28 protein-coding genes are annotated in these 26,514 nt (G+C 64.9%); 16 read left to right on the top strand and 12 right to left on the bottom strand.

Annotation, left to right across the window (positions count from 1 at the left end; translation table 11 throughout):
* The first annotated feature begins 411 nt into the window (after positions 1–411).
* The 7 genes from ytfQ (at position 412) to AC1DVR_RS11120 (ending at position 7,002) form a co-directional block, all read left to right on the top strand.
* The gene (gene ytfQ / locus AC1DVR_RS11150) at positions 412–1,374 is read left to right on the top strand and encodes a galactofuranose ABC transporter, galactofuranose-binding protein YtfQ (RefSeq protein WP_478000638.1); all 963 of its coding nucleotides are present in this window, start codon (positions 412–414) and stop codon (positions 1,372–1,374) included.
* A 113-nt stretch (positions 1,375–1,487) separates the two neighbouring features.
* The gene (locus AC1DVR_RS11145; protein WP_478000637.1) at positions 1,488–3,032 is read left to right on the top strand and encodes a sugar ABC transporter ATP-binding protein; all 1,545 of its coding nucleotides are present in this window, start codon (positions 1,488–1,490) and stop codon (positions 3,030–3,032) included.
* Entirely contained in the window at positions 3,029–4,009 is a 981-nt protein-coding gene (locus AC1DVR_RS11140) for an ABC transporter permease (protein ID WP_478000636.1), read from the top strand. Before AC1DVR_RS11145 ends, AC1DVR_RS11140 begins: the two co-directional genes overlap by 4 nt.
* Positions 4,006–4,965: a galactofuranose ABC transporter, permease protein YjfF gene (gene yjfF, locus AC1DVR_RS11135; protein WP_478000635.1), complete on the top strand. Its 960-nt coding sequence runs from the start codon at positions 4,006–4,008 to the stop codon at positions 4,963–4,965. Before AC1DVR_RS11140 ends, yjfF begins: the two co-directional genes overlap by 4 nt.
* Before the next feature lie 15 nt (positions 4,966–4,980).
* Entirely contained in the window at positions 4,981–5,715 is a 735-nt protein-coding gene (locus AC1DVR_RS11130; protein ID WP_478000634.1) for a FadR/GntR family transcriptional regulator, read from the top strand.
* Positions 5,716–5,812: 97 nt separating this feature from the next.
* On the top strand, positions 5,813–6,370 hold the full coding sequence (locus AC1DVR_RS11125; protein ID WP_478000633.1) for a sigma-70 family RNA polymerase sigma factor: 558 nt from the start codon (positions 5,813–5,815) through the stop codon (positions 6,368–6,370).
* Entirely contained in the window at positions 6,367–7,002 is a 636-nt protein-coding gene (locus AC1DVR_RS11120; protein ID WP_478000632.1) for an NrsF family protein, read from the top strand. Before AC1DVR_RS11125 ends, AC1DVR_RS11120 begins: the two co-directional genes overlap by 4 nt.
* 1 nt (position 7,003) lies before the next feature.
* Here the strand turns inward: AC1DVR_RS11120 and AC1DVR_RS11115 are convergent, their stop codons facing one another.
* From AC1DVR_RS11115 to AC1DVR_RS11075, 9 genes are read right to left on the bottom strand one after another with little or no spacing between them, the layout of a single operon-like run.
* Positions 7,004–8,269 carry a hypothetical protein gene (locus AC1DVR_RS11115; protein ID WP_478000631.1) on the bottom strand — a complete coding sequence of 422 codons (1,266 nt, stop codon included), beginning with the start codon at positions 8,267–8,269 and terminating at the stop codon, positions 7,004–7,006.
* Entirely contained in the window at positions 8,266–9,006 is a 741-nt protein-coding gene (gene hutC / locus AC1DVR_RS11110) for a histidine utilization repressor (protein ID WP_478000630.1), read from the bottom strand. The genes AC1DVR_RS11115 and hutC overlap by 4 nt, the downstream gene beginning before the upstream one ends.
* The gene (locus tag AC1DVR_RS11105; RefSeq protein WP_478000629.1) at positions 9,003–10,007 is read right to left on the bottom strand and encodes a zinc-dependent alcohol dehydrogenase; all 1,005 of its coding nucleotides are present in this window, start codon (positions 10,005–10,007) and stop codon (positions 9,003–9,005) included. Before AC1DVR_RS11105 ends, hutC begins: the two co-directional genes overlap by 4 nt.
* A 2-nt stretch (positions 10,008–10,009) precedes the next feature.
* On the bottom strand, positions 10,010–11,332 hold the full coding sequence (hisD, locus tag AC1DVR_RS11100; RefSeq protein ID WP_478000628.1) for a histidinol dehydrogenase: 1,323 nt from the start codon (positions 11,330–11,332) through the stop codon (positions 10,010–10,012).
* Between the two features lie 17 nt (positions 11,333–11,349).
* Positions 11,350–12,150 carry an ABC transporter permease gene (locus AC1DVR_RS11095; RefSeq protein ID WP_478000627.1) on the bottom strand — a complete coding sequence of 267 codons (801 nt, stop codon included), beginning with the start codon at positions 12,148–12,150 and terminating at the stop codon, positions 11,350–11,352.
* A complete protein-coding gene (locus AC1DVR_RS11090; protein WP_478000626.1) occupies positions 12,147–13,088 on the bottom strand; it encodes an ABC transporter permease in 942 nt (313 codons plus the stop codon). The genes AC1DVR_RS11095 and AC1DVR_RS11090 overlap by 4 nt, the downstream gene beginning before the upstream one ends.
* Positions 13,089–13,109: 21 nt before the next feature.
* The gene (locus AC1DVR_RS11085) at positions 13,110–14,192 is read right to left on the bottom strand and encodes an ABC transporter substrate-binding protein (protein ID WP_478000625.1); all 1,083 of its coding nucleotides are present in this window, start codon (positions 14,190–14,192) and stop codon (positions 13,110–13,112) included.
* A gap of 28 nt (positions 14,193–14,220) precedes the next feature.
* A complete protein-coding gene (locus AC1DVR_RS11080) occupies positions 14,221–15,318 on the bottom strand; it encodes an ABC transporter ATP-binding protein (protein WP_478000624.1) in 1,098 nt (365 codons plus the stop codon).
* Complete coding sequence (locus AC1DVR_RS11075) at positions 15,305–16,021, bottom strand: SDR family NAD(P)-dependent oxidoreductase (protein ID WP_478000623.1); 717 nt, start codon at positions 16,019–16,021, stop codon at positions 15,305–15,307. Before AC1DVR_RS11075 ends, AC1DVR_RS11080 begins: the two co-directional genes overlap by 14 nt.
* Positions 16,022–16,262: 241 nt before the next feature.
* On the opposite strand from AC1DVR_RS11075, the gene phnC reads away from it, so the two are divergent.
* From phnC to AC1DVR_RS11050, 5 genes are all read left to right on the top strand, one after another.
* The gene (phnC, locus tag AC1DVR_RS11070) at positions 16,263–17,072 is read left to right on the top strand and encodes a phosphonate ABC transporter ATP-binding protein (protein ID WP_478000622.1); all 810 of its coding nucleotides are present in this window, start codon (positions 16,263–16,265) and stop codon (positions 17,070–17,072) included.
* 61 nt (positions 17,073–17,133) lie between these two features.
* A complete protein-coding gene (gene phnD, locus AC1DVR_RS11065; RefSeq protein WP_478000621.1) occupies positions 17,134–18,030 on the top strand; it encodes a phosphonate ABC transporter substrate-binding protein in 897 nt (298 codons plus the stop codon).
* Between the two features lie 136 nt (positions 18,031–18,166).
* Positions 18,167–18,979: a phosphonate ABC transporter, permease protein PhnE gene (gene phnE / locus AC1DVR_RS11060; protein ID WP_478000669.1), complete on the top strand. Its 813-nt coding sequence runs from the start codon at positions 18,167–18,169 to the stop codon at positions 18,977–18,979.
* Positions 18,972–20,270 carry a phosphonate ABC transporter, permease protein PhnE gene (phnE, locus tag AC1DVR_RS11055; RefSeq protein WP_478000620.1) on the top strand — a complete coding sequence of 433 codons (1,299 nt, stop codon included), beginning with the start codon at positions 18,972–18,974 and terminating at the stop codon, positions 20,268–20,270. Before phnE (AC1DVR_RS11060) ends, phnE (AC1DVR_RS11055) begins: the two co-directional genes overlap by 8 nt.
* A gap of 2 nt (positions 20,271–20,272) precedes the next feature.
* The gene (locus AC1DVR_RS11050; protein ID WP_478000619.1) at positions 20,273–20,905 is read left to right on the top strand and encodes an LbetaH domain-containing protein; all 633 of its coding nucleotides are present in this window, start codon (positions 20,273–20,275) and stop codon (positions 20,903–20,905) included.
* Here AC1DVR_RS11050 and AC1DVR_RS11045 read toward each other — a convergent pair.
* The 3 genes from AC1DVR_RS11045 to phnF form a co-directional block, all read right to left on the bottom strand.
* On the bottom strand, positions 20,902–21,354 hold the full coding sequence (locus tag AC1DVR_RS11045) for a GNAT family N-acetyltransferase (protein ID WP_478000618.1): 453 nt from the start codon (positions 21,352–21,354) through the stop codon (positions 20,902–20,904). The two genes, AC1DVR_RS11050 and AC1DVR_RS11045, sit on opposite strands and share 4 nt — an antisense overlap.
* Positions 21,355–21,474: 120 nt before the next feature.
* On the bottom strand, positions 21,475–22,677 hold the full coding sequence (locus AC1DVR_RS11040; protein ID WP_478000617.1) for an alpha-D-ribose 1-methylphosphonate 5-triphosphate diphosphatase: 1,203 nt from the start codon (positions 22,675–22,677) through the stop codon (positions 21,475–21,477).
* 63 nt (positions 22,678–22,740) lie between these two features.
* Positions 22,741–23,451: a phosphonate metabolism transcriptional regulator PhnF gene (gene phnF, locus AC1DVR_RS11035; protein ID WP_478000616.1), complete on the bottom strand. Its 711-nt coding sequence runs from the start codon at positions 23,449–23,451 to the stop codon at positions 22,741–22,743.
* 97 nt (positions 23,452–23,548) lie between these two features.
* Between phnF and phnG the strand changes: the two genes are divergently transcribed.
* From phnG to AC1DVR_RS11015, 4 genes are read left to right on the top strand one after another with little or no spacing between them, the layout of a single operon-like run.
* On the top strand, positions 23,549–23,998 hold the full coding sequence (gene phnG / locus AC1DVR_RS11030; protein WP_478000615.1) for a phosphonate C-P lyase system protein PhnG: 450 nt from the start codon (positions 23,549–23,551) through the stop codon (positions 23,996–23,998).
* The gene (phnH, locus tag AC1DVR_RS11025) at positions 23,995–24,564 is read left to right on the top strand and encodes a phosphonate C-P lyase system protein PhnH (RefSeq protein WP_478000614.1); all 570 of its coding nucleotides are present in this window, start codon (positions 23,995–23,997) and stop codon (positions 24,562–24,564) included. The genes phnG and phnH overlap by 4 nt, the downstream gene beginning before the upstream one ends.
* Positions 24,564–25,646, top strand: coding sequence for a carbon-phosphorus lyase complex subunit (locus tag AC1DVR_RS11020; RefSeq protein WP_478000613.1), 1,083 nt, complete (start codon positions 24,564–24,566; stop codon positions 25,644–25,646). Before phnH ends, AC1DVR_RS11020 begins: the two co-directional genes overlap by 1 nt.
* A complete protein-coding gene (locus AC1DVR_RS11015; protein ID WP_478000612.1) occupies positions 25,643–26,509 on the top strand; it encodes an alpha-D-ribose 1-methylphosphonate 5-phosphate C-P-lyase PhnJ in 867 nt (288 codons plus the stop codon). The genes AC1DVR_RS11020 and AC1DVR_RS11015 overlap by 4 nt, the downstream gene beginning before the upstream one ends.
* The last annotated feature ends 5 nt before the right edge of the window (positions 26,510–26,514 follow it).

Here is a 26,514-nt window from a genome sequence, read left to right as displayed (position 1 = left end):
ACTTCATATTTGAATATATGCATTTGTACACGAAATTACCACCGGTGCTTCAGCCTGTCGCAGGCTCACGGGCAAATCATCCGGCGAATGCTGCAGTCGCGCGCCATTTGCCGCATTGCAGAAACCCGGAAAATGCGGGCGGCGCTGACCCGGCGCGAATCAGCAGGCGGAACTGCAAGCGCAGGCTGTACCGCCCGGCCCAATCACAAGATCGTGCCCAAGCCGGAAAAAATTATCCAAAAATTACAAGGCCGTGCTCTGCGCCATGCGCCGGGCGATACCCCGGACACCCCGGCCTTTTTTTGGGCAAAACGCCCAGAAAACAAACCGTTTGCATATAGTATTACTTTTGCTAGGCTTCTCTCATCGTCGGCGCAGGAGACGTCCGCGACAACATCCGTGGGAGGAAAAATGTCCATTATCAAGAAGCTCGCGCTGGCCGCGGGCACCGTTGCCCTCATGTCTTCGACCGCCATGGCGGGCGGTCTGGTGGTTGGTTTCTCGCAGATCGGCTCGGAATCGGGCTGGCGCGCGGCTGAAACCTCGGTCACCAAGCAGCAGGCAGAAAAGCACGGCATCGACCTGAAATTCGCTGATGCCCAGCAAAAGCAGGAAAACCAGATCAAGGCGATCCGCGGCTTCATCGCTCAGGGCGTTGATGCGATCCTGGTCGCCCCCGTCGTCGCCACCGGCTGGGATGCCGTTCTGGGCGAAGCCAAGGACGCCAATATTCCGGTCATCCTTCTCGACCGCGGTGTGGATGCGAGCCAGGATCTTTACCTGACCTCGATCGCCTCGGATCAGGTGCATGAGGGCGCGGTGGCCGGTCAGTTCCTCGTCGACACCGTCAAGGACAAGCCCTGCAAGGTGGTCGAGATCGAAGGTACCGTGGGTTCGACCCCGGCGATCAACCGCAAGAAGGGGTTTGACGAGACCGTCACCAAGCAGGCCAACATCACCATCGTCCGCAGCCAGACCGGGGAATTCACCCGCTCGAAAGGCAAGGAAGTGATGGAAGGCTTCATCAAGGCCGAAAACGGCGGCAAGGATATCTGCGCCGTCTACGCCCATAACGACGACATGATGGTCGGCGCGATCCAGGCGATGAAGGATGCCGGCCTGAACCCCGGCAAGGACATCATCACCATCTCGATCGACGGCGTGCCGGATATCTTCCAGGCCATGATGAACGGCGAGGCCAATGCCACGGTCGAACTGACCCCGAACATGGCCGGCCCGGCCTTCGACGCGCTGGAGGCCTTCAAGAAAGACGGCACCATGCCGGCGAAGTTCATCATCACCGAAAGCAAGCTCTACACCCCGGCAGATGATCCGAAAGGGGAATACGAGGCACGCAAAGGCCTGGGCTACTAAGCCTCCCAGCCTGGGCTGACCCCGCCGGCCAGACCCTCTGGCCGGCGGATTTATATTGCCCCGCGCGCGGGAACGGGCAACTGATCATAAAGACAATGGGGGAGGAACGGCGGATGGCGCAAAGCGCACCACCGGTGTTGCAGGGGGTCGGTCTGGGCAAGGTCTTTGGCCAGCATCAGGCGCTGCAGGGCGTTGATATCGATCTTTGGGCGGGCGAGGTTCACGCGCTTCTGGGCGAGAACGGGGCCGGCAAATCCACCCTGATCAAGATCCTGACCGGCGCCTACAGCGTTGATCAGGGCGAGGTCCGGCTGGACGGCTATCCCGTCACCTTCCACGACCCCTTGCAGGCGCAGGGCCATGGCATCGGCACCGTTTACCAGGAAGTGAACCTGGTGCCGAACCTGACCGTCGCCGAGAATCTCTTCCTTGGCCATCAACCCACCACCTGGGGCTTTGTCCGCAAGGCCGCCATCGCCACCAAGGCGCGTGAGGTTCTGGCGACCTATGGCCTTGATATCGACGTGAAGGCCGAACTTGGCAGCTATTCCGTCGCCGTCCAGCAGATCGTCGCCATCGCCCGCGCGGTGGAGCTTTCGGGCAAGGTTCTTGTCCTCGATGAACCCACCGCCAGCCTTGACCGCAACGAGGTGGACCGACTGTTCGAGGTGATCCGCACCCTGAAAGCCCGCGGTCTGGCCATTCTGTTCATCACCCATTTCCTCGATCAGGTCTTCGCCATCTCTGACCGCGTGACCATCCTGCGCAACGGCAAGCTGGTGACGACCCAGCCGCTGACCGACCTCAGCCGCACCGATGTGGTGCGCCTGATGCTGGGCAAGGATGTCGTCTTCACCCATCCCGCCACCCTCTTGGAAGAGGCCGAGGCCGGCCCTGCGCTGGTATCCTTCAAGGGCGTTGGCAAGGCGGGCAAGGTCGCGCCCTTCACGCTGGACCTGCGGCGCGGCGAGGTGGTGGGTGTCGCGGGCCTTCTGGGCTCGGGAAGGACCGAGATGGCACGGCTGATGTTCGGCGTCGATGTGCCCGACGAAGGTTCGGTCACCATGAACGACCGCCCGCTGTCCCTGCGCAATCCGGCGCAGGCGGTGGCGGCGGGCTTCGGCTTCTGCCCCGAGGATCGCAAGCTGGACGGCATCTTCGGCGAGCTTTCGGTGCGCGAAAACATCATCATCGCCCTGCAGGCCAAGCTCGGCTGGCTGAAAGCCCTGTCGCGCGACGAACAGGACGAGATCGCCGGCCGCTTTGCCGAGGCTCTGGACATCCGCGCCGCCAACCATGACATGCCGGTGCGGCTGCTGTCGGGCGGCAATCAGCAGAAGGTGATCCTCGCCCGCTGGCTGGCGATTGACCCGAGCCTTCTGATCCTTGACGAACCGACCCGCGGCATCGACGTCGGCGCCCATGCCGAGATCGTCCGCACCATCAACCGCCTGCGTGAGGACGGGCTGGCTTTGCTGGTCATCTCCTCCGAGCTTGATGAGGTCGTGGCCTATTCCAGCCGCGTCGTCGTGATGCGCGACCGCGAGATGGTGGCCGAACTGACCGGCGCCGATATCTCCCCCGCCGTCATCGTGCAGGCGATTGCGGCGCAAGCCGATGCCTCAAAAGCCCATACCTCGCAGGAAGGTGCCGCATGAAGCTGCAAGCCTCGCGTCTTGTCACCCCGCAAACCGTGGCGCTGGTGGCGGTTCTGGCCTTCAACTGGCTGCTCTTCCCCGGGTTTTTCAATGTGATCTGGCAGGATGGCCGGTTTTTCGGCAGCCTGATCGACGTCTTGAACCGTGGCGCACCCGTGGCGATCCTTGCCGTCGGCATGACGGCGGTGATTGCGACCAAGGGCGTTGACCTGTCGGTCGGCGCCGTGATGGCAATTGCTGGTGCTGTCGCCGCCAGCACCGTCGTCGCGGGCTATTCGGTCTGGGTGGCTGTACCCGCCGCCCTTGCCACCGGCCTGATCTGCGGGTTGTGGAACGGCATTCTTGTGACGGTCTTGGAGATCCAGCCGATCATCGCCACCCTCGTCATAATGGTGGCCGGGCGCGGTGTGGCGCAGCTGATCACCAAGGGCTCTATCGTCACCTTCTCGGACCCACATCTCATCTTCCTCGGCACCGGCACCTTCCTCGGCTTCCCGATGCCGGTGGTGATTGCCCTCTGCCTGATGCTGCTGGCCACCTTGGCCGTGCGGCGCACCGCCCTTGGCCTTCTGATCGAGGCGGTCGGCGTTAACCGCTCTGCCGCGCGCTTTGCCGGCATCTCCTCCACCATCCTGCTGCTGATCGTCTATGCCTTCTCGGGCTTTTGTGCCGCGATCTCGGGCATCATCGTCGCCGCCGACATTCGCGGCGCCGATGCCAACAATGCCGGCCTCTGGCTGGAGCTGGACGCCATCCTCGCCGTCGTCATCGGCGGCACCTCCCTGCTGGGCGGGCGGTTCTCGATTGCCATGTCGGTGGTGGGGGCCCTGATCATTCAGGCGATGAACACCGGCATCCTCGTCTCGGGCTTCCGGCCCGAATTCAACCTGATCGTCAAGGCCGGGGTGATCATCATCATCCTGATCCTGCAATCCCCGCTTGCCGCCGGCATGTTCCTGAAGAAAGGCGCAAAATGAACCGCTCCCTGCGCCCCCTGGCGGCCACTGCCGTCATCTTCCTGCTGGCCTATTTCGCCGCGGCCTTTCAGTTTCATGGCATCCTGTCGACCCGCGTGCTCGGCAACTTCCTGACCGACAATGCCTTTCTGGGCATCACGGCGGTGGGGATGACCTTTGTCATCCTCTCCGGCGGGATCGACCTGTCGGTTGGCGCGGTGATCGGCTTTACCGGGGTCTTCGTCGCCGTCCTGATCTCCTGGTACGGCGTCCATCCGCTGGCGGCCTTCGCGCTGGCGCTGATCGTCTCGGCGCTGTTTGGCGCGGCGATGGGGGCAGCGATCCATTACCTTGCAGTGCCCAGTTTCATCGTCACCCTGGCGGGGATGTTCCTGGCACGCGGGGCGGCTTCGGTCATGTCGCCGGATTCCATCGCCATCACCCACGAATTCTACACCACCGTCGCCAATGCCTACTACAAACTGCCCGGCGGCGGCCGGATCAGCCTGATCGGCGGCATCATGGTGGCGGTTTTCGTGGTCGGCGCGCTGATCGCCCACCGCACGCGGTTCGGCTCTTATGTCTACGCTTTGGGCGGCAATGCCACTTCGGCGGCGCTGATGGGGGTGCCGGTGGCACGGACCACGATCCTGATCTACACGCTGTCCTCCACGCTGGCCGGCCTCGCCGGGATCATCTTCTCGCTTTACACCTCGGCCGGCTATTCGCTGGCGGCGGTCGGGGTCGAGCTTGATGCCATCGGCGCGGTCGTCATCGGCGGCACGCTTCTGACCGGGGGTTACGGCTTTGTCGCGGGCACTTTCATCGGCGTCATGCTGATGGGGCTGGTGCAGACCTACATCATCTTCGACGGCACCCTGTCCAGCTGGTGGACAAAAATCGTCATCGGGGTGCTTCTCTTTATGTTCATCCTGCTGCAACGTCTGGTATTCCGGGCCTCGTCCAAGCGCAAATAAGGCCGAAGAAACAACATGAGTGAGCCCGGCCTTCTGATCCGTTCGCTATCCGGGCGGCAATCGGCCAGGAATTTCCATTCCTTTGTCATCAACGAAATTGGCCTTGGCGTCGCCTCGGGCAGTTTCGCGCTCGGCTCCATCCTGCCCAACGATGCCGAGATGATGGACCGCTACGGCGTCTCGCGCACCGTGCTGCGCGAGGCCTTGAAAACGCTGGAGGCCAAGGGTCTGGTCGAGGCCCGCGCCAAGGTCGGCACCCGCGTCCAGCCGCGCAGCCGCTGGAACCTGTTCGACCGTCAGGTGCTGTTCTGGATCTTTCACGCAACACCCGAGCCCGGCTTTCTTGACGCGCTGATCGAACTGCGCGCCCCCTTGGAAACCCAGGCCGCCGAGCTTGCCGCCAAACGCCGCAATGCCGAACATGTCCGGATGATGCGCTACTGGCTGCAGCAATACGACATCTCCTCCACCATGCCGGAACCCAACGGCCTTGCGGCCTATGAAATCCACCGTCTCGTCTTCGAGGCCTCGCACAACCCGCTTCTGCGCAGTGCCACCGGCCTGGTCGAATTTGCCATCGCCAGCACCCTGCGCCGGATGATGGAGGCCGGGGCGACCGAGTTTGCCGCCCGCAACGCCGAACTTTATGCCGCCCTTGTCCATGCGATCGAGGACGGCAACCCGGCCGAGGCGGTCGCCGGCATGAACCGCCTGTTGCGGCTCGATGCGGAAACCCTGCGCGCGGTCTGAACCGCAGCACCTTGTGATCGGCCCCACCGCAAAACAATTTCTCTTTCGCAGCCCCGGCCTGTAACACTGCCCCCGATCAGGCGAAGTGCAGAGGGATATGCAGCAGACCGAGGACCCTTGGGCCACGCTGCTTATGGCGGCAAATGCGGGGGACGGGCAGGCCTATGCCCGGTTCCTGCACGCCGTCACACCCGTAATCCGGGGGATCGTCCGCGCCCGCGGGCGCGCCCTTCCGCCTGATCAGCATGAGGATATTGTGCAGGACGTGCTCTTGGGACTTCACCTCAAACGCCAGACCTGGCGGCCGGATGCGCCGGTGCGGCCCTGGGTCTATGCCATCGCCCGCTACAAGGTGATCGACGCCTTCCGCCGCCGTGGCGCCACCATTCACCTGCCGATCGAGGATTACGCCGATATCCTGCCCGCCGAGGCCGAGCCTGACCTGTCCAGCGCCGCCGACGACAAGCGCGAGGTCGAACGCCTGATCAGCCAGCTTGACCCCCGCTCGGCCGAGGTGGTCCGCGCCGTCTCGCTGCGCGAGGAAGACCAGTCGGCGGTCAGCGAAAGGCTGCACATGACCCCGGTGCATCTGCGCGTCACCCTGCACCGCGCCATGCGCAAACTGGCCGCTCTGGGGCGGAAGGACCAGCGATGAAGACCGATGACCTGATTGCCCGCCTCGCCACCGAGGCCCCGCCCGCACCCCTGCGCGACGGGCGTCTGGCGCTATGGATCGGCCTGTCGATTGCTGCCGCCGTTGTGGTTTTCCTGACCCTTCTGGGCACCCGGCCGAACCTCGGCCTCGCTTGGGAAAACCCCGTCGTGCCGGTCAAGACCTTCCTGCCGCTGGCGCTTTGCCTGCTGTCCGGCGCGCTTCTTCTGCACATGGCCCGGCCCGAGGCGCGGATCGGCCGGCTTCTGTGGCTTTACGCCATCCCGGGCGGCATCGCCCTGGTGATGTGGGTCACGACCTTCCTCATGCGTCCCCCCGCCGAGCGTTTTGCCGAACTTGGGATGTTCTCGCTGTCCGAATGCCTGGGCCTGATCCCGTTGATCTCGATCGTGCCGACCATCCTGGTGCTGCGCCTGATGCGGCAGGGGGCCAGCGCCTCGCCCCGGCTTTCGGCCACACTGGCCGGGCTTACGGCGGCATCGGGGTCGGCAGCGGGCTATTCCTTCTTCTGCACCCGCGACAACCCGTTGTTTTTCCTGACCTGGTACGGCGTGGCCATCCTCGTCGTCACCCTCGCCGCCACCTGGTTCGGCAGGCGCATCCTCGCCTGGTAGGCTAGCGCGCCGGGCTGATCTGGTCGAGGAAGGCGCTGATCCGGTCCGAAGCCCCCACAGGCTCGCTCCCCGCCATGACGCTGACCGCAAAGCCGATGGCCGAGGAGACGGCATTGTGGCTGCCCCCGGCCCGCAGGCTCATCACCAGCGTCGGGCAGCAGAACAGCGCGGCGCGCAGCGTTGCCCGCCAGTCGTCGGGCAAGAACCCCCGCTCGCGCAGCGTGGCGAGCATCGGGCGCCAGTATTCCTCGGCCTTCACCTGCAACAGCGCGTCGCGGATGCGGCTCGGCTGGTAATCGGTCGTGATCTCCAAGACCGCGCCATCATATAGCACCTCGGCGTGGAAATGCGCCGCCGCCAGCGCCGGGTCATAAAGCCAGAACGGATGGGCCAGGATGTTGTGAAACGTCGCCTTCACCTCGGCCAGAAGTGCGGGCACATTCTCGCCCGCAAAGGCCGGATCGAAGAAGACCAGCTCCGGCCCCGCCTGATACCAGACATTGGCGTTATGGGCATCGCCATGCGCCACCACGCCACCGAACCGAGCCAAAGCCTCTGGCCGCAGCAGATCGGCCGAACGGTCGAACAGGGCGCCGATGCTGTCGGCATAATCCACGCCATTGACCCGGACCCGCGCCGTGGAAACCTGGTCCCAATCGAGACTAACCCCGGGAAATTCGAAGCTTTGCCCGACGTAGAACGACTTCAACCGCCCGCCCGGATAGGTTCGCCCCGGCAAATCAACCAGACGTTCGGAAAACAGCCGGTGGATCGGCTCCGCCGCACTTTCCTCCGCCGTGATCGCATGCAGGCTCGCCCGGCTGACCTGCAACAGCTTGCGGTTCAGTCCCACCTCCGCCGCCACAGCCAAAGCCTCCGCCGCCGCATCGGGCGCCAGATCCAGGGCCCGCAGCACATCCGAAAAGCGCGGGTCGCTGCGGCGGCGATAGATCAGGATCTGCTCGCCCGGCTCACTCGACCGATACAAGGGCATGTCCACCGGCAGACCCGCTGCCTCCAGAATCTCGGCGCGGTAATATTCGCCGCTCATCGCCTCTTCGCCCTCTTCCTGATGGAATTTGAAGAAGAACGCGCCCTCATCCGTGGCGAAAAACCCGTTGAGCGAGTTGAGGCTGTACTGATCCCGGTTGATCGCTACCTCCCGCGCCTGCAGCCCGAAACTCGCCGCCAGAAGGTCCGCCAGCTTGGCCAGCGCCGCAGGCTCATCCCTCTGCGCCAAGGCGCGGATTTCGGCGGTGCGGCTCATGTCTTGGCCCCCAGGGCGGCGGGATGATAGCGGCTGCCCAGCGAATAGCGCCGCCCGGCATAGGTGAAGTTGTTGACCGTCGCCACCGCCTGCCCGCTCCACGTCCTGCGGTGGAGCAGAAGGCAAGGCTCGCCCAGATGCAGGTTCAGATGCTGCGCCATCTCCGGGTCGGCGGGGATGGCCGAGATGACATGCTCCACCTCCGACAGCGGCATCTGCGCCTGAAGATAGTCGAACGTCGTCATCTTCGTGAAATCCTGCTGGTCATAGGCGGGGACCAAAGCCGTGTTCACATAACGCTCCTCGACCTGCACCGGCACGTTGTTCTCGAAATGAAGGACGATGGAATGCCCCACCCGCTGCGGCCCGCGAAATTCAAAAGCGGCGGCAAGGTCGGGGGAGGCGGTCAGCATCTCCAGCCGGATCACCTCGGCCCGATGCACGCTGCCCCGCGCCCGGATCTCGACCGAGATATCGTTGATCTCGATCAGCGCCGACAATGGCTTGCGCGGGGCCACAAAGGTGCCAACCCCCTGGATACGGAGCAGATACCCGGCCGAGGTCAGCTCCCTCAGCGCCCGGTTCACCGTCATCCGCGAAATCCCCAGATGCGCCACCAGTTCATTTTCCGACGGCAGGCGATGGTCGGTCAACCACTCGCCACTGGCGATCCGCTCCAGCACATAGGCCTTGACCCTTTCATAAAGCGGCCCCGCCAGGCCCGGGTTGAGGTTCATCCCGCCACCCCGGGCAGGATGATGGTTTTCAGACCCTGTGCCTGCCCTTTCAGCAAGCGCTCGTAAGCCTCCGGCACCGCTGCAAGGCCAATGCGCCGGTCGATGAACCGTTCCAACTGCGGCGCCAGTGCGGTCAGCAACTCCACCGCCTCCGGCAATTCCGCCCCAAAGGCATGGCAGCCGATCAGCGCAATCTCGCGCTCCACCAGCCGGTTCGGGTCCAAGGCCAGCGTCCCATGCGAGATGCCGACCAAGGCAATCCCGCCGCCCGGGTCCAGCCGGTCCAGCAAAGCCTCTACCACGGCGACCTGCCCCGTCGCCTCGATGGCATGGCGCAGGTCCTTCGGCGCATCCTCCAGCGTCACCACACGCGCCCCCGTCACCTCGGCCACCTTTTCGGCCCGAGCCTGGTTGCGGTCGCTGACCAGAACCTCCCCCCGATGCAGATGTGACAAAAGCAAGGCCGCCAACCCGCCAATCGGTCCACACCCCATGACCAGCACCGGCGCCCCCTGCGGCGCGTTCAACCGCCGCACGGCGTGCAGCGCCACCGCCAAAGGCTCGGCAAAGGCGGCAATCGCGGGGTCAAGCCCGGGCGCATGGCGCAGCACCAAGCGCGCCGGAAGCATGGTTTCCTCGGCAAAGCCGCCGTCGCACACCTCGCCCACAAAGCCCAAAGTCTCACAAACCTGCGCCAACCCCCGCTGGCAAGCGGCACAGGTCCCGCACCAGAACCGGCTGTCGGCCACCACCCTGTCGCCCAGGGCCAGCCCTGTCACACCCTCGCCCAAGGCCACGACTTCAGCGGCAAATTCATGCCCCGCAACCGAAGGGCTGCGCGAGATCCACTGCCCAGTGCGGAAGTTGTGCAGATCCGACCCGCAGATCCCCGCTGCCGTCACCCTCAAGCCCACCCAGCCCGGCGGCGGCGGGCCGGGCCGGGTCACGGCGTCCACCCGCAGATCGCCCGCCGCGTAAAGCCGGACCGCGGTCATCGCCATGCTCACGCCTCCGGCAGATACTGGTCGCGCACCGGCCCCACCGCCAGCTCATGCGAGGAGAAGCCTTCATACCGCGCCAGAATCCCGGCGTTCCTGGCAAACTCCGGATAGGCGCTGGCGGTGACATAGCCGATCGAGGACCGCTTGACGAAATCATGCACCGACAAGGGCCCCCAGGTCCGCGCCCAACGGCTGGTCGGCAGCACGGCATTGGGGCCGAGGCCGAAGTTGCCGATGGACACCGGCGTATGCGGCCCCATCAGGATCTCCGCCGCCTCGGTGATCCGCCCCAGATGCGCGAAGGGATCGGTGGAGAGGATCTCCAGATGCTCCGGCGCGTAATCGTTCACGAAGTCGATGCTTTGCGCCAGGCTCTCGGTCAGGATCACCCCGCCATAAGGCCCGCTCAGCACCGCTTTCGAGAATTCCACCCGCTGCGCCGTCATCTGCGCCCAGTGCTGCGGCAAAGCCTCCAAAGCCTGTTCGGCGACCTTGGCCGAATGCGTCACCAGATAGGCCGAGGAATCCGGCCCATGCTCCGCCTCGATCAGCAGGTCCAGCGCCGCGAGCCCGCCATGCACCGTGCCATCGGCGAAAATCAGCGATTCCGACGGCCCCGCCGGCAGGCCGGGGTCGATCACGCCCGACAGAAACCTTTTGGCCGCCACGACCCACGGACTGCCGGGGCCGACGATCTTCAGCGCCTTCTTGACCGTCTCGGTCCCGTAAGCCACCGCCGCCACCGCCTGCGCGCCGCCGCATTTGTAAACCGTCTCTACACCAGCCAAACGGGCCGCAACCAGCGTCGCCGCATCGACGCTGCCATCCGGCGCGGGCGGCGTGATGATCGCCAGATCCGGCACCCCCGCCACCACGGCAGGCACCGCCGTCATCATGGTGACCGAGGGAAAAGCCCCCTTCCCCCGCGGCACATAAAGCGCCACCGAGCGGATCGGCGTATAGCGGTCGCCGGCAAAGGCGCCCGGCCGCATCTCCTTCAGCCACATCGCCTCGGGCTTCTGCTCCTCGTGAAAACGGCGGATATTGTCGATGCCGAAGCGGATGGCGCCGATCACCTCTTCATCGACCAGCTTGAAGGCGGCGTCGAACTCCGCCTCCGACACCTTCAGGCTCCCCAGCGTCACCGCCGCCTTGTCCAGCGTCTGGCCAAAGCGGACCAGCGCCGCGTCGCCCTCGACCCGCACCGCCTCGATGATCGGCGCGACCTTCTCGATGAAGCCCGACAGGTCCGCTTCCGAGCGTTTCAACAGCGCCGCGCGCCCCGGGGCATCCAGCGAACCGTAGCGGTGAAAAGAGACTGTCATGGCGTTTTCCTGTCGCGTCACTTGGATTTGAGAAAGATGTCGAGCCCGACCAGCCGGTCCAAAGCCAGGATCGCCACCGAGGCGCAGGCGATGAAGACGACCGAAATCGCGGCAAGGTCCGGCGTGATGATCGACCGGATTGAGTTGTAGATCTGCACCGGCAGCGTGACGATCCGGGCATCGACCAGCAGCAGGCTGACCAGAAACTCGTTCAGCGCCAGGATGAACATCAAAAGCGCCCCGGTGATGATGCCCGGCGTCACCGCAGGCAGCGTCACATAAAGGAAGGTCTGCACCGGCGGTGCCCCGCAATTGGCGGCGGCAAGCTCCAGATCAGGGTCAAGGCTCCCCGCCGAAGAGGTCACCGCCCAGATCATGAAGGGCAGGTTGATGACACAGCAGGCCAGCCCCACCGGCCAGAGCTGCCCCAATATCCCCACCTGCCCGAACAGCAGCATCAATCCGATGCCCGAGCCGATCAGCGGGATGGTGAACGGCAACAGAAGGTAGATCTGCACTGCGGTCGCAAACCTCAAGCGGTATTTCGACAGCGCAATCCCCGCCAGCGTGCCGACCGGAACCGCCACCAAAGTGCAGATCAGTGACACATAAAGCGATCTATAAAAGGCCCCGCGCAGGTCCGCCGCGGTGGAAATCTTGGCATACCATTTCAGCGAAAGCCCCTCCGGCGGGAAGGTGATGATGTTGCCCGCCGTGAAGGACGCCCCCAGCACCACCAGCGTCGGCGCCGAAAGGATCACCAGCGCGAACCCCACCAGCAGCCACAGCGTCACCGTCTTGGAGCGCGCCCCGATCATTCCCTGCGCCCCATCGCCAGCGTCCCCGCCCCGAACAGCGCGAAGACCACCCCCACCAGCACCGACCCCGCCGCCACCAAGAGCAAGGCCAGCGTCGCCCCCATCCCGGAGTCGGAGGTGCGGAAGAACTGGTCATAGATCGCATTGGCAATGAAATCCTGCGAGCCGCCGCCCAGCATCGCGGGAATGGCAAAATCGGTCAGCGACAGGGTCAGCACGACGATCCCCGCGCCCACGAAACCCGGCCGCGCCATCGGCAGCACCACATGCCAGAAGGTGCGCACCCAATTGGCCCCGAGCGAGCCCGCCGCGGCCTCGATCTCCTCCGGGATCGCGGTCAGCGCCGGGGCCAGCATCAGCACGGCAAAGGGCAGCATGTACTGCACCAGCCCGAAGATCACGGCGTAATAGTTGAACAAAAGCCGCACCGGCGCCACGCCCACCAGCCCCAAAGCCTCGTTCACCATGCCCTGATTGCCAAGGATGATCAGCCAGCCATAGGCCCGCACCACCTGCCCGATGAAGAAGGGCAGAAACAGCGCGATCAGCAGGAACTTCCGCAGGCCCGCGCGCGGCGTGCGCACCATCAGGTAAGCATAGGGAAAGGCCAGGATCAGCGTCAAAACAGTCACTATGACGGCGGCAATCAGGCTGCGGCTCGCCACAATGAAGAAAAGCTTCTCGGTCAGCGCCCGCTTGTAATTGGCCAGCGTATAAGTGTCCGACATCAGGAACGTGGTGGTGTCGAGCGTGCGCAGGCTGGTATCGCCCATCTGCACCATACCAATCACCAGAAGTCCGATCAGCAACACGGCGGGCAACAGCATCAGCCAAGGCAGGGCGGCGCTGGCCCGGCGCGGCCAGAGCGTCGCCGCTACAGCCTCCACCGCGTCCATCACCCGCCACGAGATCGGGTATTCCCGCCCTGCCTTGCGCATCACCTGCTCCTCATGCGGGCCTTAACCCTGCATGATTTCCTTGAACTTCGCGAACCACTCGCTTTCGTGCTCCGCCTGCGCCTTGGCCGAAACGCGGATCAGGTGTTTGAACTCCGCCTCCGTGGTCGGATAGGACGGATCGCCCACCAGATCGGCCGGCGGCTTGACCCCCGGCACCACGCCCGGCAGGCCCAGACCGTCCAGCCAGACCTGCTGCGCGTCCTTGGTGATCGCGAAGTTCACATATTGCTTGGCCCAATACAGCTCGTTTTCCGGCAGGCCCTTGGGCACCCAAAGCCCGTCGGTGTCATAGGTCGCCCCCTCCTCCGGGATCACCCAGGCGAGGTTGATGCCGTTCTTCTTGGCCTCCCGCGCGTTGGTGGAGATGGTGCAGGCCGCGTCGATCTCGCCCTTCTGGAACCAGCTGGTGAAATCCGGGTCCTCGCCCAGCAGCGGGGCCTGCGCCTTCAGCTTGGTCATGAAATCCCAGGCGGCGGCCATGTTGTCGGGGATATCTTCCAGCTTACCGCCGCCCGCAACCTGCGCCGGGAAGTGCAACCCGATCCCGTCATTATAGAGACCAATCCGGCCTTTCAGCTTCGGATCCAGCAGATCCTTCCACGATTTCGGCGCGCCATCCGGGAAGGCTTCGGGGCGGTAGGCCAGCACATAGACATAGCCATAGGTGTTGACGATCGGGAAGCCATCCAGACCCACCGGCTTGGCCAGTTCGTTGGCGCCGGCCAGGTTGGACAGATCCGACAGATCCTCGGTCACGCCGCGCAGGGCGGATTTGGTGGCATTGACCGTGGTGTCCCAGTTCACATGGATCGGCGGCACCCGCTTTTGCGCGACGGCGGCCCAAAGCTTGGGTTGGATCTCGTTATCCTCGGTCAGGTCATGGCGGATCGCGATGCCGGTGGCGGCGGTGAAAGGGTCGGACACCCCGGCCTTCAGCGCATCGACCCAGGAGCCGCCCCAGGCCCGCACGATCAGTTCGGCGGGTTTGGCGGGTTCATCGGCCAAAGCCATCCGCGGGAAAGCCGACAGCCCGGCGAGGGCCGCCGAGCCTTGCATGAAGCGACGACGATTGAAGGTGGTCATGAACTCTCTCCTGTTGGTTTTAGGGGTTTCAGACGAAAATCATCACATCCCGGGCATTCCAGCCCAGATGCACGTGTTGGCCGATTTCAAACTGCGTGTGGTGCAGCGGGTCGTGGTCAAAGACCCGCAGATGATGCCCTTCGGGCCGGATCAGAGCCACATCATAGACGATCCGCTCGCCCTCGAAGATCACATCCAGCACCCGGCCTTCCAGCCGGGTATCCAGCGCCGCCAGCGCCGCAGCCTCGCCCGCGATGCGCACCTGTTCGGCCCTGAGCGCGCCGTTGACGGTCTGGCCCACCTGCGGCGCCTCGCGCATCGCCACTCCCATGAGCGCCACGCCGTCGCAGTCATAACCGACAACCTCACCCACCGAAGTCACCTGACCGGGCAGGAAATTGGTCACGCCAATGAAGTTCGCCACGAACTGGTTGCCCGGGTTGCGATAGGTCTCTGCCGGCCGCGCCTTCTGCTGGATCGCGCCGCCGTCCATTACGATGATCTCGTCCGAGACCACCAAAGCCTCGCGCTGGTCATGAGTCACGTTGATCGTGGTCACGCCCAGCGCATGCTGAATCCGGCGAAACTCCAGCTGCATCTCCTCGCGCAGCTTGCGGTCAAGCGCGGCGAGGGGTTCGTCCAGCAGCAGCAAATCCGGCTCGAACACCAAGGCCCGCGCAATCGCCACGCGCTGCTGCTGGCCGCCAGAAAGCTCATGGATCCGCCGCTTGCCGTAGCCTCCCAATCGCACCAGATCCAGGAACTGATCCACCTTCGCCGGGATCGTCCGCGCATCGTGGCGGCGCATCCGCAGGGGAAAGGCCACGTTGTCTTCCGCACTCAAATGCGGGAACAGAGCCAGTTTCTGAAACACCATCCCGATCGAGCGCGCATGCGGCGGCACCGCGCCCACCGCTTTCCCGGCAATGAAGATCTCGCCGCTCGTCGGCTGCTGAAAGCCCGCGATCATCCGCAGAAGCGTGGTCTTGCCGGAGCCAGACGGCCCGAGGATCGTCAGAAACTTGCCCTTCTCCAGCGTGAAGGAGGCCGCCTTCACCGCAGGCTTGCCCTGATAGATCATCGAGACATCGCGGACGTCGACGGCGCTCGGCTCAGATGCTGGCAAGATAGCCTCCGTCGATCGGCAGGCACTGCCCGGTGATATAGGCCGCAGCGTCGGAGGCCAGAAACACCACCGCCCCGCCGACATCCTCTGCCCGGCCGAAGCGGCCCTGCGGGATTTTCGCCAGCATGGCCTGCTGCCAGTCCGCATCCTGATAGAACACCTCGGTCATCGCGGTGCGGAAATAGCCCGGCGCAATCGCATTGACCCGGATGCCGCGCCCGGCCCATTCCGCCGCCAGGGCCCGCGTCATCCCCAAAAGCCCGGATTTCGAGGCGCCATAGGCCACCGCCGTCGGCACCCCAACATAGCTCGTCAGCGAGCACAGGTTCACGATCGCCCCGCCCTTCATCTGCGAGGCCGCCGCCTGCGCGCAAAAGAAGGCGCCCTTCAGGTTGGTGTCAACAATCCGGTCCCACAACGCCGCATCCACCGCGGAGGACTCGCGCACTTCCTCATAGCCCGCGTTGTTGACCAGAATATCAAGGCCGCCCAAAGCAGCGGCAGCTTCGGCGAAAACCGGCTCTATACTGGCGGTTTCGGTCACATCCAGCGCCAACGTCACCACCTTGCGGCCAAACCCCCGCACCAAGGCGGCGGTTTCGGCCAGGCTCTCCACCTGCCGTGCCGTCAGGACCAGATCGCAACCCGCCTCGGCCAGATCCCGCGCAATCGCCTGGCCCAGACCACGGCTTGCCCCGGTCACCACAGCCCTTTTTCCCGAAAGATCGAACTTCCCCGCCAAACCCCGCCCCTTCGCTTTGGCCCAAGAGAAACACGGAAAAATCAGGTTGTCTATACCACCATATACAAACCCCGACTCCGCCCCTCCCGCTGCCCGATCTTCAGGCAAGCGCCTCCCCCTGTCACCAAACATTCACCGACCTGAGGCGGCAACGTCACAAAGCAGCGCTACGCCCCGCCGAGTGAAACCGGAGATATGCCCCGTGCTGCAATTCAAGGACGTCACCCGCAAATTCGGCGACAAGGCCGCCGTCGACCGGGCGAGCTTTGTGGTCGACAAGCCGGCCTTCGTCGGCGTCATCGGGCGTTCCGGTGCCGGGAAATCGACACTTTTGCGGATGATGAACCGCCTGACCGATGCCACTTCGGGCGAGATCATCTTTGAAGGGCGCGAGATCCTTACCCTGCAGGGCGCCGCCAAACGCGCCTGGCAAAGCCAATGCGCGATGATCTTCCAGCAGTTCAATCTGGTGCCGCGGATGGATGTGGCCTCCAACGTGCTGCACGGCATCCTGAACCGCCGTTCCACCCTTTCCACAATGTTCAACCTCTGGCCCGAGGCCGATATCCGCCGCGCCCTCGCGATCCTCGACCGTCTGGGCATTTCCGAACAGGCCCCGAAACGGGCCGAGGCCCTGTCGGGCGGCCAGCAACAGCGCGTCGCCATCGCCCGCGCCCTGATGCAGGACCCCCGCATCATCCTGGCCGATGAACCCATCGCCTCGCTCGACCCGATGAACGCCCAACTCGTCATGGACAGCCTGCGCCGCATCCATGAAGAGGATGGCCGCACCGTCATCGCCAACCTCCACACGCTCGACACCGCCCGGCGCTACTGCGACCGCGTGGTGGGGATGCGCGACGGCCGCATCGTGTTCGACGGCACGCCGCAACAGCTGACCCAAGGGGTCGCGCGCGACATCTACGGCGCCGATGACAGCTTCAACGAAAGCGCCACTTCCACCGCCATTTCGGCCCCCGACCGCGATTATGCCGCGGCGATGCTGGCCTGAAATTCCCCGATTTTCCCGCGACTTTTCCCGGCCCCAAGGGGCCAAATAACCGGAGACGACCATGAAAAAGCTGCTCGCCCTTCTTACCGCTTCGACCCTGCTGGCGGGCGCCGCACAGGCGCAAGAGATCAAGCAATTCAACCTCGGCATCCTCGGCGGCGAGAATGCCCAGGACCGTCTGGCCTCGAACGAATGCTACCGCGCCGCGCTGGAAAAAGAGCTGGGCGTGCCGGTCAAGGTCTTCACCCCCGCCGACTATGACGGCGTGATCCAGGGCCTGCTCGGCGGTACGCTCGACATGGCCTGGATGGGCGCTTCGGGTTTCGCCAAGATCTACCTGACCGACCCGAAAGCCGTGGAAGTCAAGCTGACCACCCAGCATCTCGACGGCACCACGGGTTATTACTCCATCGGCTTCACCCGGAAAGACACCGGCATCAAGTCGATGGACGAGGCCAAGGGCCATTCCTTCGCCTTCGGCGAGCCGAACTCGACCTCGGGCTATCTGGTCCCCGGTTCCGAGCTGATCGCGAAATACGGCAAGCTGGAGGATTACTTCTCTTCGGTGAAGTTCTCGGGCGGGCATGAGCAGACCATCGTCGGCGTCGCCAACGGCACCTTCGATGCCGGCGTGTCGTGGGCCGATGGCCAGGGCAACTGGGAAGACGGCTACAACTCCGGCGCCTTCCGCAAGGCGGTGGATTCGGGTCTGGTCGACATGAACAACCTGGTCGAGATCTGGCGGTCCAAGCTGATCCCGGAAGGCCCGATGGTGGTGCGTTCGGCCCTGCCGCAGGACGTGAAGGACAAGGTCACCGCCCTGACCGCCGCCCTGCCGCAGACCGACAAGACCTGCGCTTACGGTGTGGCTTCGGGCGAGGTCAAAGGCTTCGTTCCGGTGACGCTGGACGCCTATGCCGGCATCATCGAAGCCCGCAAGCTGCAAGACAAGAAGTAAGGCTTTCCCTCCTGTCGCCGGGTCCCGTCATCGGGGCCCGGCTCTTTCATTCGGGTTCCCCATGGTTGACCTCGCCTTCGGACCAGAGCAGGGCCCGCGCCCCGATCCTTTGGACAAAAGCCACGCCTATCTGCAGATGGTCCGGCGCAAGCGGCTCTATGGCACCATTTTGCTGGTGCTGATGGTGGCGCTGCTGGCTTCCGGTTTCCGCATGGCCGAAAGCCGCAATGCCGGCGGGTTCCTGAACGGGTTGCCGATGCTGGGCGCCTTTCCGTCCGAGGTGCTTTCCGAAGGCTGGCGCGACCGCGCCAATCTGCCGGGGTTGATGGCGCATTTCCTGCCCTCGCTGATCGAGACCTTGAACATCGCCGCCGTCTCCACCCTGATCGGCGGCCTCTGCGCCGCCATCCTCGCCTGCCTGTCCACCCGCGGCCTCGCCCCCTGGCCGCGCCTGACGCCCCTGTTCCGCCGCACCATGGACGCCCTGCGCGCCCTGCCCGATGTGGTGATCGCCCTCGTCCTGATCTTCGTCCTCGGCGGCGGGCCGATCCCCGCCGTGGTCGCCATCGCCCTGCACACCGCAGGCGCCTTGGGAAAACTCTTCTCTGAGGCTGCCGAAAACGCCGATCTGAAACCGGTGGAGGGGCTGACCTCGGTCGGCGCCACCTGGGGCCAGCGGATCTGGCTTGGCATCATCCCGCAGGTCGCCCCGAACTGGATGTCCTACGGCCTCATGCGGTTCGAAATCAACGTCCGCGCCTCGGCCATCCTCGGCTTCGTCGGCCAAGGCGGCATCGGCTATGACCTCAAACTGGCCATGCAATGGGGCCAGGGCCGCTACGATCAGGTCGTGGCGATCTTCATCATCCTCTTCCTGACCATCGTCGCCATCGACCGCTTTTCCGACGCCATGCGCCAGCGGCTGACCAAAGGAGCGCGCCATGGTTGACGCCAGCCTCTTCGCCTCGGTCGAACAGAGCTTCACCCGCCGCCGCCGCTTTGCCCTGGCGGTACCGGCGCTGATCCTCGCCTATCTCATCTATGCCGCCGTGGCCTTCGACCTGCCCGGCGTCGCCTCTCGGGCGCGGATGGACAATGCCGCGATCCTCCTGTCGGATTTTGTCAGCTACAAGGTCAACGTCACCCGCGACAACCGTACCGGGGCGGTCACCTCCTCGCTCGACGGCGACAACCGTTATGAGTTTTCCCCGGATTGGGTGAAAACCGCCGGAACAGTGACACAAATCGACCTCGGCCACGGCAATCTGATCACCTACGACGACAAGGGCGCGCGCTATGTCGTCCCCGGCTATGGCACGATCGAGATCACCCCCAAGGACGGCGCCTTGAGCCTGTCCGCCCCCCAGCCCCTGCCCAACTGGATCAACGCCTCCGACAACCGGATCGCCGTCACCACCCCCGCCGGCCGTTTCACCTACACCCGCTCCAAGGTGGAAACCTTCCGGTATTTCCCGGGGTGGGAGCTGTTCTTCTTCACCTTCGACAGCCCCTTTTACGGCAAATCCGCAGGCCAACTGATCGCCTCCGCCCTGTGGGAGCCGCGGGTGGACCCCGCCCAATCCAACCTGGCCCATATGGCCTCGGATTTCTGGACCAACCGGATGTGGCACCACGCAGACGTGTTTTACGCCATGTTCGAGACGATTCTGATGGCCTTCCTCGGCACCTTCACCGCCGCGCTGATCGCCCTCCCCCTCAGCTTCCTTGCCGCATCCGACATGATGCCGATCCGCCTGCTGCGCTTTGCCATGCGCCGGGTCTTCGACTTCGTCCGTGGCGTCGATGCCCTGATCTGGACCATCATCCTGGCCCGCGCTTTTGGCCCCGGCCCGATGACCGGCGCATTCGCCATCCTGATGACCGACACCGGCGCCTTCGGCAAAACCTTCTCGGAGGCTCTCGAAAACATCGACGAAAAACAGGTCGAGGGCATCCGCTCCACCGGCGCCAATGCCGTGCAACGCGCCCGCTTCGGCGTCCTCCCGCAGGTCATGCCGGTCCTGATGAGCCAGGTCCTTTATGCCTTCGAATCCAACACCCGCAGCGCCACCGTGATCGGCGCCATCGTCGGCGGCGGCATCGGGCTCCTCCTCACCCAAGCCATCCAGACCCAGAAGGATTGGGAGGATGTCGCCTATTACCTCGTCCTCATCGTCCTCATGGTGATGATCCTCGACGGGCTTTCGGGCCTGATCCGCCGCAAATTGATCAAGGGCTGATGATGCCAAAACTCTCCGCGACCGAACCGCTGATCCATCCCGGCTGCACCATAGTCGACAGCCATTTCGGCGCCTGGTGCGAGGTGGGCGAGGGCTCGCGCGTCCTCCATTCCACCTTCGAGGATTACGCCTATTGCGACCGCCTGTCGGATATCGCCAATACGACAGTGGGCAAATTCGCCAATATCGCCGCGATGACCCGGATCGGCCCGACCGACCATCCCTATCAGAACGCCTCTTTGCACCATTTCCTCTACCGTTCGGCGTCCTATTGGGACGACGTGGCCGATGACGAGGCCTTCTTCGCCCATCGCAAATCCCGCCGCACCGTGATCGGCCCGGATACTTGGCTCGGCCACGGCGTGATCGTGAAACCCGAGGTGACGATCGGCGCCGGCGCCATCCTGGCCTCCGGTGCCGTGGTGACCAAGGACGTGCCGCCCTACATGATCTACGCCGGCGTCCCCGCCATGCCGCTGCGCCCGCGCTTCACCCCGCAAGTGGCCGAGCGGATGCAAGCCCTCGCCTGGTGGGATTGGAGCCATGCGGCCCTGCGGAGCGCCCTGCCCGATTTCCGCACCCTGCCCGCCGAGGCCTTCCTGGAGAAATACGAGGGTCAGACCCTCTCGGCTTAGATCAGCTTAGCCAGCCGCACGATAAAGCCGCCGCGGAACGGCTCCGGCGGGTCAGCCACAAAGCCGAGCGACTGGTAAAAGCCGACATTCCCCGCCATCGCTGCATTGGTCAGCAGGCGCAGCTCCGCGAGGCCCGCGGTGCGCGCCTGATCCTCCGCCATGGCGAGCAGCCTTTGCCCAAGGCCGCGACCCTGCAGGTCGGGCCGGACCGCGATGTTCTCGACCCAAAGATAGCCCGGCTCCGCCGAGGTTTCGATCAGCCCGGCCAGACCCACGCCGTCAAAGGCGAGCAGGAAGTCATGGTTTTGCAGCGCCAGGCCGTAATCCACCGTCATCGGCAAAGGCTCCCGCCCCATCAGCGGCACCCATTTGGCGTAACAGCTGCGCACCAGGTCGCGGATCGGGTCGGCATCGGCGGGCAGGCCGGGGCGGAAGGTCAGGCTTTCCATGACGCGGCCTTTGCAGCTGTGCGGGGTGGGCGGTGTGAAAGCCCGGGTTAATCAAAGATTAAGATAGAAAATATAACCCCGTAAAGTCAATAGGTTATGGAGGATTGCACGCGTGCAATCCTACTCCGCCGCGGCCATTTCAGGCTCTGACAGCGCGGAAATCACCCGCGGCTGCGCCATGAACCGCCGCCCGGCCTCCCCGGCCAGATAGGTCAGGCGACCGTTGCAAATCGTCGCCTCGATCCGGCGCGAGGCGGCCTCGACCACCACCAGATCGGCCCGGCGACTCGGCTCCAGCCGGCCCCGGTCGGTCATCCGCAAGATCTCCGCCGGGGCGGAGGAAATCAGGGCCCAGGCCTTGGGCAGGCTCAGGATCCCCCGATCGACCAGCGCCCAAACCGCCAGAGGCAGCGCAGGCAGGTGATAGTCCGAAACCAGGGCATCACAAAGCCCCGCCGCAATCAGATCCGAGGCCGAGGCATTGCCAGCCTGGCTCTGCCCCCGCACCACATTGGGCGCCCCCATGATCACCGGGCTGAACATCGCATGGGCAGCGGCGGCGGCCCGGTGGGTCAAGGGAAACTCCGCCACCTGGGCGCCGATCATGCGGAACTTCTCCCGCGTCTCGCCATCGGGGTCGTCATGACTGCCATAGACGACACCCATCGCATCGAAAGCCTCGGCCAGGCGACACAGGCTGCGGGCGACCTCGCCCCGCGCATCACGGGCGATCTGGATCGCCTCGGCCAGCTCGTCGGGCGTCTTGCCGACCTTGCGCGCCCAATGGGCAAAGGCGGCGGGGGCGACGCGCGACATCTGGAAACCCTCCTCCAGATGATCGTTGAAGACGACGTAGCCGACCTCGTGCCGCCGGACGACCTCGATCAGGCGCTGGGTTTCGCCGACCAGATGCGTCTCGGCCCGGATCTGCAGGCGCAGATCGGTCAGGGCCTGCGGGCGGTAGGATTTCAGCGCCATCAGCACCGCCTCGGCATGGTCGGGGCTGCGCGGCCCACCCTCCCAGCTCCAGCTTTGGGCGAGATAGGCGGTCGTCACCCCATGACTCGCCGCCTCCCGGTCGAACGAGGCGAGGCCGGTTTCCAGCGGCAAGGGCGCCGAGGGGCGCGGCGCCATGTGATGTTCAAACCCGTCTCCATGCAGGTCGATGATGCCGGGCATGATGTAGAAGCCGGTCAGATCGACCTCGGGCAGCGGGCCGCGTTCCAGCCGCCCATCGGCAAGCCCAAGCGAACGTAACTGCATCTCGCCGTCCCGCAGGACATGGGCGCCGATCAGGCGCAAGGGGGGCAGGAAATCGGTCATGGCAGGATCCATCGGGCTGAATGGACTGGGAGATACCCCAGCCGCGCAACGGGATCGTGACAGTTACTCGGGAATCACCGTCAAAGTGACGCGGTCGCCGACAAACCAGGTGGTGCCAAACTCCAACGGCTGGCCCGCGGCATCGACGTTGACGGTGATCGAACGCATCAGCGGCGCGCCTTGCGCCACCTGAAGGTGCAGGGCCTGCACCGCATCGGCCTGCCGCGCCGTCAGCCTCGTCAGCGCGCGGGTGTAATCGACCACGCCCGCGCGGGCCAAAGAGGCCGTGATAGAGCCTGTTTCGGCCATCGCCGCCAGAAAATCCGGAAAGTTTTCCGCCGGCAGGACCGAGCGGAACAGAGCCATCGGCAACCCGTCGGCAAGCGAGATGCCCTCGATCAGATGCACGCTTTGCCCCGGCGCCAGAGCCAAAGCCTCGGCCTCGGGCGGGCTGGCGGGCCGCGTCTCCATCCGCAGGAACCGGCGCGAGGGGGTGCGGCCCGAGGCCAGCACATTCTGGTGGAACCGCACCCGCCGCCCCAGAGGGTAGTCGGTCGGCGTCGCGGTCACGAAAACCCCCGCCCCGCGGCGCGACTGCACCAGCCCCTCCTCGGCCAAAGCGGCCAGCGCGTGCCGCACCGTGTGCCGGTTGACCCCGAACCTTTGCGCCAGCTGCGCCTCGGTCGGCAGTTTCGCGCCGGGCCCATAGCTGCCCCCGGCGATTTCCGCCTTCAAAGCCGCAAGGATCGAGGACCAGACCGGGCTGCGCGCCATTGTTACAGAACTTTCACGTGCATTCCCTGCCCGACGCGGGTAAGAGTTGTCTAGTTGTATAGTAAACTAGACAACTTGGCAAGATGTCGGATGGGCGATGAGAGACACAACAGCAAACCCGAAAGAGCGTCAGGACTGGATGGGCCTTCTCGCCCGCGCCGCACCTGAGAAACTGTCTCTGTTATTGCCGGAATTGCCCCAGCATGACCTCCTGCGCGGGCCGGAGGTCGGCGCAGTGATGGTGCGGGGACGGATGGGCGGCAATGGTCAGCCCTTCAATCTGGGCGAGATGACGGTGACCCGCTGCTCGGTGCGCCTGGTGTCGGGCGAGGTCGGCCATGCCCATGTGCAAGGGCGCGACAAGACCCATGCCAGGCAGGCCGCCGTGCTGGACGCGATGCTGCAGACCGACAGGGCCGAGGCTCTGGCGACCCGCGTCCTGACCCCGCTGCGCCAAGCCGAGCGTGCCGCGCAAGAGCTTCGCGCCGCCAAGGCGGCGGCGACGCGGGTCGAATTCTTCACCCTGCAGCGCGGAGAGGACAAATGACCCCAGACACGCTTTCCGGCGGCTTTGGTGACGCATCCAGCCAATCCGCCCGCGCCTTTCGCGCCGCAATGGAGGCGATGGCCCGCCCCGGCACAAGGCACCACGTCGAGGGCGCCAGCCCGCCGCGCCCACTGTCCGTGGCGGCCGGCGTCCTGATCCTGACCTTGTGCGACGGAACCACCCCGGTCTACCTGGCCCCTGCGCTGGACCTGGCCGAGGTACGCGCCTGGATCACCTTCCACACCGGCGCCCCCTTCGTTGCCGCCGAGGACGCCGCCTTCGCGATCGGCGCCTGGGAGGACCTGATGCCGGTTACCCGTTTTGCCATCGGCACGCCGGAATACCCCGACCGCTCCGCCACGCTGATCGTCGAAACGGCGGCACTGACCCCGACAGCCTGCCGCCTGACCGGGCCGGGGATCGCGTCCCATGTGGCTCTATCCTTGCCTGAACTGGCCGCCTTCCGCGCCAACCGGGCGCTTTTCCCGCAGGGGTTCGACACCTACCTGACTTGTGGAACCCAGCTCGCCGGCCTGCCGCGCAGCACCATTGTGGAGGCGCTCTGATGTATGTCGCTGTCAAAGGCGGTGAGCGGGCGATCGACGCCGCGCATGACTGGCTCGCCGACGAAAGGCGCGGCGACCGCGATATCGCCGCACTTTCGGTGCCGCAGATCCGTGAGCAACTGGCGCTGGCGGTCAACCGGGTGATGGCCGAGGGGTCGCTTTACGATGCCGACCTCGCCGCGCTGGCGATCAAGCAGGCGCGCGGCGATCTGATCGAGGCGATCTTCCTGATCCGCGCTTACCGCACCACCTTGCCGCGCCTGGGCGCCTCTCTGCCGGTGGAAACCACGAATATGGCCGTGTCGAGACGTATTTCCGCGACCTTCAAGGACCTGCCCGGCGGGCAGATCCTCGGGCCGACCTTCGATTACACCCACCGTCTGCTCGATTTCAAACTGGCCGCCGAGGGCGAGGTGCCGGAGGCGCCGACCGCCTCCGCCTCCGCCGATGCGGTACCGCATGTGATGGAGCTTTTGAACCGCGACGGGCTGATCCAGACCGAGGCGCAGGGCGATGCCGCCCCGCCCGACCTGACCCGCGCACCGATGGAGCTTCCCGCCAGCCGGCCCTTGCGGCTGCAGGCCCTGACCCGGGCGGATGAGGGGTTTCTGCTGTCGCTCGCCTATTCGACCCAACGTGGCTATGGCCGCACCCATGCCTTTGTCGGCGAGCTTCGCATCGGCGCCGTGCCGGTCGAGGTCGAGATTCCGGAACTGGGCTTTGCCGTGCAAATCGGCACGGTCGAGCTGACCGAATGCGAGACGGTCAACCAGTTCAAAGGCTCCAAGACCGAGCCGCCGCAGTTCACCCGCGGCTATGGGCTGGTGTTTGGCCAGACCGAACGCAAGGCCATCGCGATGAGCCTGGTGGACCGCGCCCTGCGCTGGAAAGAACTCGGCGAGGACTTCACCGGCGCCCCGGCGCAGGATGAGGAATTTGTCCTGATGCACAGCGACAATATCCAGGCCACCGGCTTTCTGGAGCATATCAAACTGCCCCACTACGTTGATTTTCAAGCGGAACTTGAACTGGTGCGCCGCTTGCGGGCCGAGGCCGCGGCCCGGCAGGAGGCCGAGGAATGACCGATTACAACTTCGCCTATCTGGATGAGCAAACCAAGCGGATGATCCGCCGGGCCATCCTCAAGGCGCTCGCCATCCCCGGCTATCAGGTGCCCTTCGCCAGCCGCGAAATGCCGATGCCCTACGGCTGGGGCACCGGCGGCGTGCAGGTGACCGCGGCTTGCCTTGTGCCGGAAGACCGGCTGAAGGTCATCGACCAAGGGGCCGATGACACGACCAATGCCGTCTCGATCCGCCGGTTTTTCCAGCGCACGGCAGGGGTGGCGGTGACCGAGGCGACGGCCGAGGCGACCGTGATCCAGACCCGCCACCGCATCCCGGAAACCCCGCTGACCGAAGGCCAGATCCTAGTCTATCAGGTGCCGATCCCGGAACCCCTGCGCTTTCTGGAACCGCGTGAGACCGAGACGCGCAAGATGCACGAGCTGGAGGAATACGGCCTGATGCATGTGAAACTCTATGAGGATATCGCGCGCCACGGGCAGATCGCGACCTCCTATGACTATCCGGTCAAGGTCGAGGGGCGCTATGTCATGTCGCCCTCGCCGATCCCGAAGTTCGATAACCCCAAGCTCGGCGGCAACCCTGCGATCCAGCTGTTCGGCGCGGGACGCGAGCAGAGGATCTATGCGCTGCCACCCTATACACAGGCGGTCTCGCTGGACTTTGAAGACCACCCGTTTGAGGCCAGCAAGGCCGACCACGACTGCGATCTGTGCGGCGCCGGGGCGAGCTATCTGGACGAGGTGATCCTGGATGATGCGGGCGGGCGGATGTTTGTCTGTTCGGACACCGATTTTTGCCTAAGCCGGCGGAAGGCCGGGCATCTGGGGCGGCTCGGCGTCGCAGAGGGGGATTTGTGATGGAC

The sequence above is a fragment of the Rhodobacter sp. P2_H5 genome (assembly GCF_056403335.1).
This window is presented reverse-complemented; position numbering and strand designations above follow the sequence as displayed.

Excerpts from the sequence above, each read along its gene's own strand:
- AC1DVR_RS11050 (WP_478000619.1), top strand. The coding sequence starts at position 20,273 with ATGCCAAAACTCTCCGCGACCGAACCGCTGATCCATCCCGGCTGCACC.
- phnD (WP_478000621.1), top strand. The coding sequence starts at position 17,134 with ATGAAAAAGCTGCTCGCCCTTCTTACCGCTTCGACCCTGCTGGCGGGC.
- AC1DVR_RS11140 (WP_478000636.1), top strand. The coding sequence starts at position 3,029 with ATGAAGCTGCAAGCCTCGCGTCTTGTCACCCCGCAAACCGTGGCGCTG.
- AC1DVR_RS11015 (WP_478000612.1), top strand. The coding sequence starts at position 25,643 with ATGACCGATTACAACTTCGCCTATCTGGATGAGCAAACCAAGCGGATG.
- AC1DVR_RS11095 (WP_478000627.1), bottom strand. The coding sequence starts at position 12,150 with ATGATCGGGGCGCGCTCCAAGACGGTGACGCTGTGGCTGCTGGTGGGG.
- phnE (WP_478000620.1), top strand. The coding sequence starts at position 18,972 with ATGGTTGACGCCAGCCTCTTCGCCTCGGTCGAACAGAGCTTCACCCGC.
- AC1DVR_RS11130 (WP_478000634.1), top strand. The coding sequence starts at position 4,981 with ATGAGTGAGCCCGGCCTTCTGATCCGTTCGCTATCCGGGCGGCAATCG.
- AC1DVR_RS11045 (WP_478000618.1), bottom strand. The coding sequence starts at position 21,354 with ATGGAAAGCCTGACCTTCCGCCCCGGCCTGCCCGCCGATGCCGACCCG.
- phnG (WP_478000615.1), top strand. The coding sequence starts at position 23,549 with ATGAGAGACACAACAGCAAACCCGAAAGAGCGTCAGGACTGGATGGGC.
- AC1DVR_RS11040 (WP_478000617.1), bottom strand. The coding sequence starts at position 22,677 with ATGACCGATTTCCTGCCCCCCTTGCGCCTGATCGGCGCCCATGTCCTG.
- hisD (WP_478000628.1), bottom strand. The coding sequence starts at position 11,332 with ATGACAGTCTCTTTTCACCGCTACGGTTCGCTGGATGCCCCGGGGCGC.
- AC1DVR_RS11145 (WP_478000637.1), top strand. The coding sequence starts at position 1,488 with ATGGCGCAAAGCGCACCACCGGTGTTGCAGGGGGTCGGTCTGGGCAAG.
- AC1DVR_RS11120 (WP_478000632.1), top strand. The coding sequence starts at position 6,367 with ATGAAGACCGATGACCTGATTGCCCGCCTCGCCACCGAGGCCCCGCCC.
- phnH (WP_478000614.1), top strand. The coding sequence starts at position 23,995 with ATGACCCCAGACACGCTTTCCGGCGGCTTTGGTGACGCATCCAGCCAA.
- yjfF (WP_478000635.1), top strand. The coding sequence starts at position 4,006 with ATGAACCGCTCCCTGCGCCCCCTGGCGGCCACTGCCGTCATCTTCCTG.
- AC1DVR_RS11085 (WP_478000625.1), bottom strand. The coding sequence starts at position 14,192 with ATGACCACCTTCAATCGTCGTCGCTTCATGCAAGGCTCGGCGGCCCTC.
- hutC (WP_478000630.1), bottom strand. The coding sequence starts at position 9,006 with ATGAACCTCAACCCGGGCCTGGCGGGGCCGCTTTATGAAAGGGTCAAG.
- AC1DVR_RS11090 (WP_478000626.1), bottom strand. The coding sequence starts at position 13,088 with ATGCGCAAGGCAGGGCGGGAATACCCGATCTCGTGGCGGGTGATGGAC.
- AC1DVR_RS11125 (WP_478000633.1), top strand. The coding sequence starts at position 5,813 with ATGCAGCAGACCGAGGACCCTTGGGCCACGCTGCTTATGGCGGCAAAT.
- ytfQ (WP_478000638.1), top strand. The coding sequence starts at position 412 with ATGTCCATTATCAAGAAGCTCGCGCTGGCCGCGGGCACCGTTGCCCTC.
- AC1DVR_RS11115 (WP_478000631.1), bottom strand. The coding sequence starts at position 8,269 with ATGAGCCGCACCGCCGAAATCCGCGCCTTGGCGCAGAGGGATGAGCCT.
- phnE (WP_478000669.1), top strand. The coding sequence starts at position 18,167 with ATGGTCCGGCGCAAGCGGCTCTATGGCACCATTTTGCTGGTGCTGATG.
- AC1DVR_RS11105 (WP_478000629.1), bottom strand. The coding sequence starts at position 10,007 with ATGGCGATGACCGCGGTCCGGCTTTACGCGGCGGGCGATCTGCGGGTG.
- phnF (WP_478000616.1), bottom strand. The coding sequence starts at position 23,451 with ATGGCGCGCAGCCCGGTCTGGTCCTCGATCCTTGCGGCTTTGAAGGCG.
- AC1DVR_RS11020 (WP_478000613.1), top strand. The coding sequence starts at position 24,564 with ATGTATGTCGCTGTCAAAGGCGGTGAGCGGGCGATCGACGCCGCGCAT.